General features: G+C 43.3%; 12 protein-coding genes. All 12 read right to left on the bottom strand.

Annotation, left to right across the window (positions count from 1 at the left end; all coding sequences use genetic code 11):
• Window positions 1-1,677, bottom strand: a complete 1,677-nt coding sequence (locus IPZ59_RS14325) for a hypothetical protein (protein WP_236136731.1) — start codon at window positions 1,675-1,677, stop codon at window positions 1-3.
• A 3-nt stretch (window positions 1,678-1,680) separates the two neighbouring features.
• The gene (locus tag IPZ59_RS14330; protein WP_236136732.1) at window positions 1,681-2,037 is read right to left on the bottom strand and encodes a hypothetical protein; all 357 of its coding nucleotides are present in this window, start codon (window positions 2,035-2,037) and stop codon (window positions 1,681-1,683) included.
• 60 nt (window positions 2,038-2,097) lie between these two features.
• Window positions 2,098-3,162 (bottom strand): transglycosylase SLT domain-containing protein, encoded by a 1,065-nt coding sequence (locus tag IPZ59_RS14335; RefSeq protein ID WP_236136733.1) that lies wholly within the window; start codon window positions 3,160-3,162, stop codon window positions 2,098-2,100.
• Between the two features lie 4 nt (window positions 3,163-3,166).
• A complete protein-coding gene (locus IPZ59_RS14340) occupies window positions 3,167-3,916 on the bottom strand; it encodes a hypothetical protein (RefSeq protein WP_236136734.1) in 750 nt (249 codons plus the stop codon).
• Window positions 3,913-8,037 (bottom strand): hypothetical protein, encoded by a 4,125-nt coding sequence (locus tag IPZ59_RS14345; protein WP_236136735.1) that lies wholly within the window; start codon window positions 8,035-8,037, stop codon window positions 3,913-3,915. Before IPZ59_RS14345 ends, IPZ59_RS14340 begins: the two co-directional genes overlap by 4 nt.
• Window positions 8,034-8,240 carry a hypothetical protein gene (locus IPZ59_RS14350; protein ID WP_236136736.1) on the bottom strand — a complete coding sequence of 69 codons (207 nt, stop codon included), beginning with the start codon at window positions 8,238-8,240 and terminating at the stop codon, window positions 8,034-8,036. The genes IPZ59_RS14345 and IPZ59_RS14350 overlap by 4 nt, the downstream gene beginning before the upstream one ends.
• Window positions 8,237-8,695, bottom strand: coding sequence for a hypothetical protein (locus tag IPZ59_RS14355; protein WP_236136737.1), 459 nt, complete (start codon window positions 8,693-8,695; stop codon window positions 8,237-8,239). The genes IPZ59_RS14350 and IPZ59_RS14355 overlap by 4 nt, the downstream gene beginning before the upstream one ends.
• Window position 8,696: 1 nt before the next feature.
• The gene (locus IPZ59_RS14360) at window positions 8,697-9,503 is read right to left on the bottom strand and encodes a hypothetical protein (RefSeq protein ID WP_236136738.1); all 807 of its coding nucleotides are present in this window, start codon (window positions 9,501-9,503) and stop codon (window positions 8,697-8,699) included.
• A complete protein-coding gene (locus IPZ59_RS14365) occupies window positions 9,500-10,168 on the bottom strand; it encodes a hypothetical protein (RefSeq protein WP_236136739.1) in 669 nt (222 codons plus the stop codon). The genes IPZ59_RS14360 and IPZ59_RS14365 overlap by 4 nt, the downstream gene beginning before the upstream one ends.
• Before the next feature lie 93 nt (window positions 10,169-10,261).
• Entirely contained in the window at window positions 10,262-11,284 is a 1,023-nt protein-coding gene (locus IPZ59_RS14370; protein WP_236136740.1) for a hypothetical protein, read from the bottom strand.
• A 16-nt stretch (window positions 11,285-11,300) separates the two neighbouring features.
• Window positions 11,301-11,975, bottom strand: a complete 675-nt coding sequence (locus IPZ59_RS14375; RefSeq protein ID WP_236136741.1) for a hypothetical protein — start codon at window positions 11,973-11,975, stop codon at window positions 11,301-11,303.
• A gap of 3 nt (window positions 11,976-11,978) precedes the next feature.
• A complete protein-coding gene (locus IPZ59_RS14380) occupies window positions 11,979-12,734 on the bottom strand; it encodes a hypothetical protein (RefSeq protein WP_236136742.1) in 756 nt (251 codons plus the stop codon).
• Window positions 12,735-12,758: the final 24 nt, after the last annotated feature.

Genomic DNA, 12,758 nt, shown 5'->3' on the forward strand with positions numbered 1-12,758 from the left:
TCAATTGTTTGTTACTTTGATTCTGTTGATTCTGTTGATTTCACGGATGTATCGATTAAAATCTCTGATCTGCTGTCTGGAAGCATCTGAGATAAAACGGGCATAATCGGTCTTCATTTTTTTAAGATCGGAATTTGACCAAGCAACTGCATTGCCGGCATCGAATTTACCTCCTCTTCTGAAATAGGAAATCCTGCCACCTTTTGCGTTTGTAGGCACACGGCCCATAAGTTCGTTATACAGCGCACGCATTTCAGGGTTAAGACCTTCTACGCCCACAGCTGAAATTGCACCAATAAGCGCATTGTAACGGCCTGCCTGTTGTACGTTGGCAAGCTTTTCACGAACCATGTTCAACTGCACTTCTTTGTTTGTTCGATCAGCATTTCTCGCATTAGCATAGTTTAGAGCATTCTGCATCATTGCCTGTCCTGTCTGTACACGCCCTTGCCATCTTGAAAGGTCTCTGGCTTCCTGATTACGAATATCGCCTACGGCCTGCTCATGGTTTACCCTGTTCTCAGCCTCTCTCATGGAATCAAATCTGCTCATGTCAGCTCTTCGAATCGAACCGTCGTTGGCGAAGGCATCCGCTGTTGCTCTGTCAACATTGTTCTGAATTGCAGCCCTTCCCATGATGTAGGCATTCACATTGCTTCCTGCTACGTTTCTGACGTCTTCCGCGGCTCTGAAAGAGTTTTCTCCGATAGAAGTAATAGTTCGCCTCAATTGTTCTTCATCACCGCTGTACGGCCTTATTACCGAACTAAATCGAGGAGTCCGAACTTGACCGGGTTCACGTGCCCCCAAGACCATTGCACCACCAACAAGACCAAGACCTGTATTAATAGCATTGAACGTGTCTACTTTGAAAGGCCTGTTCTGGTCTATCCGGTTGTTCGGATTAAATGGCGTAGTAGCTGGAACAGTAGGTCTATCCACTGCACTTACCCCCGAACTGAAAGCAGGTAGTTTGCTTGTGCCGTATGTTCTTACATTCCTTTCCCCGACTGTTGGGGCAGGAGGACTGTTTCTATGCGACCCTATCCATGAAGGAGTTTCTATGCCTGCTCTTTGTTCAGGTAGATTAAATTGTGAGGTAAAGACTTTCCTTGAAGGGTCAAGCCTTAAACCATTGGATGCTTTAGGTATATCCCTTTTTTTTCCTTCTCTTCCTGCCATAACTAATTCTTTTGCATCAAGCATTTTTGGAGTAACCATAGGTTTACCGTCGGCACCATAGCTTACAGGCATGGCTACACGGCTTTGCAAACGAATTGGAGCTACACCTGTACCTGTTGCACCAACAAAAGATGTAGCCTGATGTTCCATGGGAGTACGTTCCGTTTCTGCAGGTGGCGTGGATCCGTCTGTATAGGCTTTGAGATAAGCCATTGCTTTGGAAGTCTTTCTCCCTTCGATAAGGTTAAAACCTGTTGTTCCTCCTGCCTTTCCCCGTATGTCTCTTCCTTGTGAGTCTTTGGCAGTGAAAGTATTGGTCGAACTGTCCACATCGTAAACAATCCCTTTGTCCTGGGCACTGCGAATGTTGTTCATCCCTTTGGACAACCTTCTGTGATCCCTTGCAGAGATATGCCCAGAAGCTTTCATGCGGTCAAGGTTTTCCCTTGCCGCTTGAAAGTCCACTGTTCTGTATGTTGCCCTTTGCTCTGACATTGCTTAGAGTTTGATGTTTTTGAGATAGGAAATCATTTTCCCGCCTTTTTCGAACATGCCCACAGGACCGGCAGGAGGAATGTCCTCAGCTCCACCACCCATGGCCATAGGATCAACTGCGGGTGCGCCTATGCCCATAGAAGCAGCAAGCTCCTGAATGATCTGATCTGCAAGCGAAGGATCAGGAGCAGCCAAATACTGTTCCACCATCGGTGCAAGTGATTCCATACCGCCCAATGGAGCAGGTGGCTCAGGTGACATTCCTGCTAATGGATCTCCCATCATAGGGTCAATCATTTCACCTCCCCCCATATAAGAAGGTTTCATTCCATATCCTTGGTTTACTCGTGTAACGCCCATATAAATTTTGTTTAAGTTTATGAATCTTGTTTATAAAAATAGAGAAAAAAAGACACAGCCTTAACTGTCAGTGTACTCGGGAGGCGTAGCATCCTGTTTTAGGGTTGCTTTGTAAACGTACTCTCCAAGCTTGTAAAGATCTTCAGGACTCTCAGCTTTCATTGCGAGTTGAACAATCTTTTCAGTGTCTTTGATAGAGTATATCCGCTCTTCTCCTTGAAGGTCTACCTCATTGCCTTCTCCGCTTCCTTCCAATTGTACAAGCTTTCCACCTTCCTCATGGATTCGTATTTCCCTTGGGTCTCTTTTAGAGGATGGCGCAGAAGGTTGCGCAGGATTTGGCTCAGCTTGTGCTGCAGGTTTTGACGGCTGTTGGGGCATCCTTGGAGGCACGGGAGGCTTCTCGTAAATCACCTGTGACTCTTTTGGAAGGTATGGTGCAATGGGAGAAGGAGGCATCTGCGCTGGCTGTTGAGGGTTAAGTATTTCAGGTTTTTGCTCAACAAGCTTTTGCCATTTTTGGTATTGGTCTCTGTCCCAATTGCCATCTGCTTTTACCTCAATCCCATTTTTAATCATTAGATTTTGCCTATCTATAACCGCTTGTTTTGCAGGTGTATAAACATTGTCAATTAAATCTGAAAGTTCAGTGTTTCCCCATTCCCTGGCATAATTTCTTACCCCTCTCATGAACCCGTAAAGCTCTCCCGGATTTCCGTTTTTGGGGTCAAAGTCATAAGGTCTGTCAACAAATTTCGATGCATCAAGACCTCCGTTGTATTCGGCAAGTGCACGGACAACATCCCCTTTGTTTCTGTCAAGGTTTTCCCTGATAAGCCTTGCTGCTGCATCTGTTGCTTTTTCAAGGTCAGTTCTTTCGTCAACTTCATCATCTACACGCAAGCCAAGGCCTTTTGCTGTATCTCTTGAAATCTGAAATAAACCTCGTGGACCAGTTCCAGAATTCACAGTTCTTTGGTAGTTCATGGATTCATGGCCCGCAAGTGGCAATAAGATTCCTTTTGGTAAATTATACTTCTGTTCAAATCTTGCAGCATTTTGATACAACCATTCAAGGGTATCTTTTTCGGCTGCTTTTTTGTAAATACTTTCAGGGATTTTCATCCCATCATTCGCTTTCGGAACCCTCCGTTTCTTTGGATATATTGGCATTTTCTAACTCGTTGAATTTCCCTGAATTGTCTTTTGTTCTGTTAAGGATGATATCCTTGATGTAGCTGCCCAAACGCTCGTATGCAGTTTCATCGCCTTGCTTGATTTCACCGCAAAGGGTTTCGATCAGCTCTGTTTGCTCTTTGGTGAATATGATTTCTTCCCGTTCGGTTTCTGCAACCTTTTCACCACTTTCATCAATCACATCGTTTCCTCCTTCACTATGTCTTTTTCCTCCAAGTATTACCGCTTGCTCTTCTCCCTGCTCGTCCTCAGATGGCGGCAACTGTCCACCGTCTTCCATCATGTTTGCTTCAAGCTGGTTATAGACTGAACGTGAGTCAGCATTCCCTGCTTCAATAGCTTGTAATTCGCGTGAGTCACGTTCTGCATAGGCTTTTCTTTTGGAATTTCTCGAACCTATAAGACCCATAACTCCACCGACAAGTGCTCCGGCAGCAAGTCCGAACTTTCCGAATTGCGCTCCTTTGCCTGCCCATTCCATGGCACTTGCCCCAATGTTTGCTCCTGTAGATGTATGGGAAACCCCAAAACCAATATCTCTTGTGCCTGCATTTCTGAGGATATTTCCAACTCCGCCCGCAGCCTGTCCTACACCTGTGGGATTGTTTTCAAGGGCATTCTTAAGTTTGAGCTGCGATAAATCCAGCCCAAACTTTGCTTTTCTTTTTCTTCTGTAAATCATATTACGGGTCTATAACTTGTTAATACTGAACTGATTTTTACCATTTTATCTCCTTTGTATTCAAGTGTAATGAGAATTGCTTTTCCTTTTTGTCTTGACTTCTTTCTGAGCATGGAAGCCGTATTGTCTCTCAGCGCAGGGATAAATCCTTTTTCCCCTTCGTCGGTCACTTCCCCGACTGTGGGAATGGCTACGTTTGCCTGATTTTTATGGTAATGGACGTTTGAAATCCTTCTGATTCTCGGGTCATAAACCACCTGTTGCACTGTTCTTGTACCCTGTGTGATGTAAGTGATCCTATCGGGAAGTATGTTGTTGGATACCAGCACAAGGTTGTCGAACACTTTTTGAAGGTCGCTGTTTTCATTGACCACAAAACTGATAGCGAACCCGTACTGCCTTCCGTAGAATTTGCAGTAGGGAACGCTTTTTGAATGATGGATAAACAGCTGGTTTCTGTTTTCTTCCGAGTTGAAGGAATGGAACCTGCCATTGATGTTAAATGATTTCAGCGGAACATAATCGAGATTTCCCGTAAAACTCTGTGTCAGTTCGTTGTAGGCAAAAGCTTCGGAAGAAACCTGATCGTCTATCACAGACCAAAGAATCCTGCGCTGTACCCGTTCATAATGGGCCACGATGTTTTTGCCGATAAGCGAACGCTCTGCATTTCTGTAAGAGGAAAAAAGCCGTGACATTTCAGGCTCGTAACGCAATCTGGATATTTCCGAAAAACCTTCTGAGGTAAATGCCCATAAAGTAAAGGTATCGGTATCTATGCCGTAAACGCCCGAGTCTGCGGAAACAATCGAGTCATGCCACATGGAACCCATCTTAAGGTTAACAGGCCCTCCCGTTGGTGGAAGGATGCCCATAGCTTCCACAAGGATAGCACCTGCACCGTCAGCACCTGTTTGGATTCGCTCGTTGATCGGAAGGATAATAATCCCTCTTTCATACACCACCAAAAGGGAATCATTGTAGTTCATGATCCGTACAATTGCCCCAAGCTCTGCATTATAGTCTTGAAAATTCAGACCGTTCAGATTTCTGTATGCATTGTCAAAACTGTTTGGGATATATCTTGGCGAAGCAATTACCCGAGCAAACCAATTGGAACCGATAAAGCTTAGATTAGCAGCAAGAACAAAGTAATCACGTTGCGATCGGTTAAATCTAAATCCTCTGTCTATCAATGCGCTTTCAAGTATCCTTGACCTTCTCAGGGGATTTCCCTGCCCGAATGCATCGCCAGGTCTCACACCTGTTACGTTGTACGGGGCAAAAGTCCTTCTTCCCGGCTCGTTTACATCGGAAATCTGTTCGGAACGCAGCACGGTATTGAAAGCACTTTCACAAACAAGGCCCATTGTGTAGCCTACATTGGTACGGCTGTTTTCATTGGTCACGTCCACAGGAGAACTCTGGTCTACATAAAAGTTGTGGAACAGCCTTCTGAACACGGGATTGATGTAACAGTCTCCCGAAAAACAGGTGATACGCCCTTCTGAATCCATTTTGGATTGAACAGTATTGGACGGATCAGCACCGTCTATGGATGAATTCCAGTACATCCTTGGGGATATCTGGGTATAGGTCTCATTGGCAAGCGAAGTATAGATGCTTCGGATGCTCAACGGTGTCCTTGGCCCGCTTCTTTCGTACATATTCACCAGTACAGCTCCGTTGACTTCACGAGTAAGTAGGTTTACACGGCGTTCTCCATCCTGACCTGCAGTAGAAGGATCGGTAATAGTAAATCTGTTTTCAAGCGTTATGCCTACATAGTCATTGAAATTAATCGGGAAATGGTAGTATCTCCAATTGTTATGGCCTGTTGTGCCGGGCTGCTGCATACGTGCATTGAAGAATCCTGCTCCTGAAAAGCCCTCATTGTTTGTCAGGCCGCTTGCGCCTATAGTCCAGTTTGCCTTTGCGGAAAGCCGTTGGTTACGCTGCAAAAACTGAGCTGTCCTTACTACCGAAAAATGATCGGGTACATTGGCCAGCGCATACCCCGTTGCATAATCATAAACCGAACGCACGGTGGCCATGATGTTCAGGTCAACATCCCTCGAAGCAAGTATCTGCAACATGCGTTCTTTGTCAAGGATAATGTCAGGGGATATAAAGGCAAATTTTCTCCCAAGGGCAAAATCACGTTGGTTCATGTTGAACCTGAACGGATGGATACCCCCTTCACCTTCCGAGCCGTGCCTCATGTTGTGGTTTCCTGCGCCTGCAGCTCTTCTATAAGCCTTGACCGCTTCAAGCGTGTAATCGAAGGCGGGAATATGCTTAGAAGTGATTTCAGAATATCCTGCCCGAAATCCTCCGATATACTGATTTGGTTGATTTGATTCACCAATATCAATAGAAGGGATGGTGACTGTATCGAACATATATCCCTGTGTAATCAGGTCGGGTTTTCTTTCTGAACGGACAAAGAAACAGCCTATCGTATTGTCTCGAACTTCTTTAAATCGCGCAAGGGAAACATCAGGAACTCTGAATGTAACTCCGTAAACCCTGACAAGGGTAGGGTCGCTTTCGCTAAATAATACGCCCTGATTTCTATGCCTTGCAGGAAATCTATATACACCATTCGTATTGATCAATCGTGTATCGCCGTTCATAAAGCCTCCGTTGTCTCTGATCTGCTCAATGTCCGCAGGGGATAACCCGTTAAGCAGTGCATCATTTGTACCGTTGGAATTGTCCACGGCAAGCGTAGGAAATGCGGGGCTTAAAGAGCCGTCCTTCATGATGAAAACAATCCCGAACGCATAGGTTTCGTTGCCAAAATATCCCGTGTAATTGTACACGTTGTTGGGATTGTAATAACCTCCAATATACGCATCGTTCCTTCTTGAGGTGGTATTCATAGAGGACTGCACACCTGAAAGAGATACCCTTGTTCCAAAAATGTCCATGAGTATTTCTCTGTGGCCAGTAAGTGTTCTGTTAGCAAACTCCCTGAAAGCTTCAAAATCAGATCCTTTTTCTTTGATGCCACCTGCAAACAGATGTCCTTTTACTTGCGCAATACTCTGCACTGATTCAATAGATCCTATTCGTTTATTTAAAAACAGGGGATCAATGATGGACTGAGGCTCAAATCCTGTGTGGGTAAAAACAGCCGTACCGCTTCCTATTTGAACCGGATTGATAAGCTCAAAAGCTGTTTGTTGGGATGATGTTTCTCCCGAGCTCCAGGTAAAGTAAACCTTTAGGAAAGGGAAAGATTCATCAAGGTTGCCTATGCTAAACGAAACGGATTTGTCGGTTTGTGAACCTCTTGCGTTTCCTCCGAGAATATCTGCAGGTGAATTACCGTTGAAAATATGGACTTCTCTTGACTCTTCAACCATTTGAGTAAGTGATCCATCATTGGTCATGTAGTAAAAATAGTACCTGTACGCTCCTGAGCGCAGGTTGCCTCCCTGAAGAACTCCCTGAAATGCGAGCGTAGGAATTTTGGGACTGCTTAGAATCAGTCGTAAGGTGTTTGAAAAATTGTCAACAGTATATCGGTTGGTTGATCGTCCGAGCCTTCGGATGATTTCTGCTGTTCCGGACCGGTTTACCGCAAAGGCACTATTGATGATTAAGGGTGGATTAATGCCGTCATTAAGTATGATGTTTACCGATCCATCAAAATCGTTTTGAAGTTCCATTTCAAAGACCGCCTTTTCAGAGGCTTTGAACAGGGCAGAGTTCATTGGGCCGTTCATTTGAGAGTCAAATGTTCTGCTGTCACCTCCGTAATTCATTAGAGGGCTGTAAATGTCTCTTAGCTCAGAATTAGAATCCTGACCCCTTGACCAGTCGGGAGAAGGGAAGGTTCCCACTTCACCCCGTCCTGTAGCCGTTCCGTTCTGTATCTCGATGGAATAGATATAGGAAACGTTTCTATTTACTGCAATTGCAACAGGTATGTAACCCTGTCTTACTGCTCCGATTTGTCTATTGCCAAGGATATTGGTTGCCACAAAAGCGTTCCCTTCCGTTCCCATAAACTCCATATTTCGAGCATCGGCAAGGGTGTCTGGTTGTTGTACAAGAACATCCGTTGATTTGACTACGCCTTTTGAAAAGGTATTTTTTGCGGTATTGTTCATTTTTCTTTGTTGGAATGTGGCTTGTATATGGTGAAATGAATGCCGTTTTTCCTTGAGACAATAGTAATGTCTTTTCGTTTTTTGGTCTGTGCTGTCATTTCGGCACAACCTTTAATAACAATTTCTCTGATTTTCTTTTCAGGCATATTGGGATGCAGGGCCTTAAGCCTTGGCATAATGTCATCAATTCGAATGTCTTTCATCTATGGTATCGCTTTCCTTTGTTTACTTTTTTGACAAGCTCCATGTATTTTCTGTAAGATATGCGGACTGGTCTTCTGACCACTTTAGAGCCCATATGGAACTCCATAAAATACTCATAGATTTTTCCGTTAGAAAGTACAGGATCAACAGCTTTGTATATGCCGTTTTTGTATATCCTTCTGACTGACTCAAAAGATTTTTCCTTAATGTAGAACATGAAGTAATTCTTTGAAGGAGATACAAAACGGTTGTTCGTCTCCATCAAATCATCAATGAGCAGATTTAAAAAATCGTAGAATACAGACCTGACAAGCCTGCGTTTTACACGCTTGCCTCTGTTATGAATCGCCTTGACCTGATAGCTTTTGATTTCAAGGGAATCGCAGAATTCATCCGGAAGTACATCCTCGATAGTTGCTGCATCTGAATAATCATATTTTTGGTTCCTGAACATATCAATACCCTTTCATTGGTGCGCCGTAAAACTGTCTTGACTTGCTAAGCAGCGTTCTAAAAAGTTCGTCTGCTTGATTGTCGGTCATATTTTCAGGGGATCGGGCTTGTGCAACAAGTCTTTCGTAGTTGTCTTTAGCCAGCATAACCGCGTTCTCGTTTCCTTCCTTTCGGTAAAACTTCTTAAGCTGATCGAGATAAGCAAGATACTCAACCACAGCAAGAATGCCTTTTTCATTGAAATAGGGGAATCCCTCTTCGTCAGTAAGCAAAGTCCTGTAAATAACATCAACGTCAGTATCGGTCCGGTTGAAAGTAAGAGTATTTCCATCGAGTGAGTAGTTTTCAAAGAAGTTGTGAGGCTCGTACAGCAATGGCAAATCTTCATTGATTTGTAAAGGTTTTTCCATTGGGATTTTATCCACAAAATCCCAGTCACGCAAAATCTGTATAGCATCAGGGTTGGCGTTGGTAACGTTTCCTCTGACTTCTTTTACTACTGTTCTGTCTTTAAATCCTTCTCGAATAATCAACATAGTCTGCCCTCTGTTTACACCAAAGAAATTGTTGACCACATCTGTGCGAAGAACAGCTTTGATCATAAAGCTTTCGCAGGGGATTTCGACTTTATAATCTTTAATGGTGGCCCTGAACAGGTAATTGACCACCTTTACAGGCTTAGCATTATGGTACACTCTTACAGCAAGCTCTCTTGCTTTGTGAAGATCTACCCGGATATCATACATATCCTCAAGCAACTGTACTGCTCTGCCTATATGGTAAAAGTTATCGGATGCTACGTTTTTCATTGTTCGTTATTCTGTTGTGGAATTGACATGATGTCGTTTTGGGTGTTCGGCTGCGGGTTTTTCATTCGGAAATGACGGATAAACTGGTCACTTAGCTTGGTCACGATCATATCGCCCACATGAAGCGGAACAGGGTAGGGGTCTTCTGCGCTTATCAACTCTAAAGGGTTTTCAAACATCGCACGGACTAAGAGTTGCTTTACTCCTTTCTTGTTGTTTAGAATATACAAGTCATTGCCTTGAATCAATACCAAAGGAAGCCTCGAATGAAACTTGGAATACTTTTGGAACATGTATCGGTTGCCCGTAGCTACAATGTATTTTTCGAATCTGTTTTTGGTTCCAATGTAAGAGACAGGATCAAGCCCCGGCATCCAGAGAAGACTGGGTATTTGCGCGTGGTAGATTTTTTCATTCCTGTTCGGAGTCATAAAAAACTCGGGGCTATCATCTCTCTGTTCAAGTTCCAAGGTGTGTATCTCTTGCATAAACTCTTCTTTTTCGAGCCTTTGGGCCGAAAGGAGTTCAGCAATTATTCTTCTTGAGGTAAGATTTACCTCTGTCATTACTGCCTCTTTTGACAATGAAATATTGCCTACGCCCTTATATCCGGCATACACATTTCCGATAATCAAATCAGCATAATCGCTTAATGTAGGCTTCATTTATGTATTTATTTCATTTTTATAAAAATATGTTATAAAAAAAACCCATGCAAGATGCACGGGCTTTTATTTGGAGAGTAAAAGGTAGCCTTATTAAATGAGCGGTGTTCTGAATGGTGCTGTGCCTTTGGAGGTAGCACTTTGAACAAGCTCAGGGGAAGCAACTGCGAGCTCAGGAGTTGTCGCAGTAAACATGGTTCTTTTAGCTACGTTGGCATTTAACCAAGATGTAAGAGCCAATTTGTACTGTGTCAATTCCTCATTGACAAACAACTGATACTTGTAAGCACCTTTCTGGATGCCATCAGCCATTGCATGTCCATGAAGCTCTTCTCTTTCCACAACTTTACCAAAGGTAAACGAGGTGTATTTAGCATCCGGAACAGGCAAACCACGTCTGTCTGTGTGATGATAATCAAGAGGTCTTAAGGTTGCTTCGGTTTCAATTCTGTAGCTTCTTAGCTGCTCGAATGTGTTACGTCCTTGGTATCCTACTCGGATTTCAGTAGTGTTTACACTTACCTGACCGTTTCGGATGACATCACCTACGGCAGAAACATGGATCAATAAGCCTGGATCAGAAGTTTCAATGTTGATGTTTGCACCGTCACGGCTAACAAATATCACATATGGTCTGTCCTGAAAACCTTCTTCTTTCAATACCTGCTCCAAACGTTCAGCAATATTTGCTGCGGTATCGCCCGGCTTTACAACCAAAGGATACTTGAAGGTTCTTTGAAAATGGGCATCCCATCTTGCAAATTCAGCATTGAAGTGCAGTGCTTCTAATTTGATTTCAAGTGTGAACTGGTAGATTTCAGTTACGCCATTGACGGCGAAAGTCAATCTTTTTTCGTTTGTCTGATAAGGAACACCCAATGCGCCGATAGTTTCGGTCACGTTGTCTTTTTCTAAGGTAACAAAACCTTCGATGTCGATTCTGTCTGCGTTGGCCAATAAAGCCGCTGCTGAGGCAGGGTTAGTCGCATCTCCTGTAAAGTCGTCCTGAGTTCCGATCAGGCTATAACCGTCGCTATTTTTATTAAAAAAGCGGATCGGGGAATGGGAAGCAGCGTTTATGATTCTGCTTTTAAACCCTAATGTGAAGTTTGCCATTAGTAGTTAAGATTGGTTAAATAAGTGATTTTGTCTGTATTCGCGGGTCTCCTGTTGTGCCAAGTCTATTGGCTACTGCAAGTCTCAATATTAGCATGTTTACATCAATAGGAAACTCGCTTTCATTAAAGGATTGGAAGTCGTCTGATAACTCAAGCTTTTGGGGCTGTCTGATGTAGCGCAAAGAAATGCTACGGGCAAAAATTTCATCTGCAGGATTAGACTCTGTATCATAAATTAGAAAGATCCTGTTCCCCTCGATTCTGTAAAATGGTCTTTCCTTATTGGGTTTATAATACTTGTTTTCCATGGCAAAGTTCTCAATATCTGCCGTGTACTTTCGCACTGGCTTTCTAAAGGTTTTGCCTTTGCGCTTGATGAAACGTTCATCCTTGGCATATTCGAATAAAGCACTTACACCGAACAGTCTGTAATAATCGCCTGGAAGATCAAGATGCTTTACAGGCCTTTGACATGATGGTTGATTAATATCAGCATGGTAAGGAACCGAAAGCATCCTGAGCCTGTCAGTAACGGTATTGGTAAGCTCGAACATCCTTAGCTCGTTCTCGATAAATGCATAGACAGCCGTATGCCATGAGTGAAGAAAGTCTATAACTTCCGCATCAGGTGAAGCGAACTTATCCAGTTCAATCAAAAATGCCTCATATATTTCTACTGCTGTCTTCATTTATTAAGATGCAAGGTCTATCATCATTTCTCTAACAATGTCATGGTTTTGAGGATCTTTCAGCCATTGTACAACTGTTTCATCCTTGGAACCAAGCTTGGTGTCTCCAAACACATAAACGCCTGTTTCATCGTCCTTGACAATGACCTTGGCGTTGACCAAATCCATCATCAAGATTTTGTGTTTAACGTCGTCATCCTCGAATTTTGCTATCGTCTTTTCAGGGAAGTTGGTAGCCTTGTCGTACAAGAATTCAAAAACCTCAGAAGGATCCATGTATGATCCGTCCATACCAAATAGTCTGCATACTTCCAGACGTCTGTCCTTGGATGCTTTGTGCACCAATGACTGTGCTTGGAAAATAATTTCTTTTTTCTTCACGGACTTTTCAAGCTCTGCTTTGTAATCGTCCACATAGAAAAGCACAACCTCTTCCTGTAATGCATCCTCACGGCTTGCAGCAATTTCCTTGTTGTGAACAATCCAATCCCAGTCTGTACGATCAATGATATTATCATATCTGAACGTAATATCATTGGTAATCTTTCTGGAAGTATAGCCGTCAACAACCCGTGCTTCTTTCTTTTTATCGTCTTCTGAAAGAACTTTTACCCCAAGCAATCCACCCGTAATGGAATCTTTTACAGGGCACAATACAAGTGGGCCTTGCTGTTTACCATACTTGGCTTTAAGTGTTAATTCCTTTCTTGATTTTAACAGATCGACAAGTGCTTCCTCTTTACTCTTCTTTTTTGACATAGCGTTAAATTTGTTTAAATGAAA

The organism is Mongoliitalea daihaiensis (assembly GCF_021596945.1).
Lineage (GTDB): Bacteria > Bacteroidota > Bacteroidia > Cytophagales > Cyclobacteriaceae > Mongoliitalea > Mongoliitalea daihaiensis.

Bases quoted from the DNA above. Each gene is read 5' to 3' on its own strand.
- IPZ59_RS14365 (WP_236136739.1), bottom strand. From the start codon at position 10,168: ATGAAGCCTACATTAAGCGATTATGCTGATTTGATTATCGGAAATGTG.
- IPZ59_RS14340 (WP_236136734.1), bottom strand. From the start codon at position 3,916: ATGATTTACAGAAGAAAAAGAAAAGCAAAGTTTGGGCTGGATTTATCG.
- IPZ59_RS14375 (WP_236136741.1), bottom strand. From the start codon at position 11,975: ATGAAGACAGCAGTAGAAATATATGAGGCATTTTTGATTGAACTGGAT.
- IPZ59_RS14325 (WP_236136731.1), bottom strand. From the start codon at position 1,677: ATGTCAGAGCAAAGGGCAACATACAGAACAGTGGACTTTCAAGCGGCA.
- IPZ59_RS14345 (WP_236136735.1), bottom strand. From the start codon at position 8,037: ATGAACAATACCGCAAAAAATACCTTTTCAAAAGGCGTAGTCAAATCA.
- IPZ59_RS14370 (WP_236136740.1), bottom strand. From the start codon at position 11,284: ATGGCAAACTTCACATTAGGGTTTAAAAGCAGAATCATAAACGCTGCT.
- IPZ59_RS14335 (WP_236136733.1), bottom strand. From the start codon at position 3,162: ATGAAAATCCCTGAAAGTATTTACAAAAAAGCAGCCGAAAAAGATACC.
- IPZ59_RS14350 (WP_236136736.1), bottom strand. From the start codon at position 8,240: ATGAAAGACATTCGAATTGATGACATTATGCCAAGGCTTAAGGCCCTG.
- IPZ59_RS14360 (WP_236136738.1), bottom strand. From the start codon at position 9,503: ATGAAAAACGTAGCATCCGATAACTTTTACCATATAGGCAGAGCAGTA.
- IPZ59_RS14380 (WP_236136742.1), bottom strand. From the start codon at position 12,734: ATGTCAAAAAAGAAGAGTAAAGAGGAAGCACTTGTCGATCTGTTAAAA.
- IPZ59_RS14330 (WP_236136732.1), bottom strand. From the start codon at position 2,037: ATGGGCGTTACACGAGTAAACCAAGGATATGGAATGAAACCTTCTTAT.
- IPZ59_RS14355 (WP_236136737.1), bottom strand. From the start codon at position 8,695: ATGTTCAGGAACCAAAAATATGATTATTCAGATGCAGCAACTATCGAG.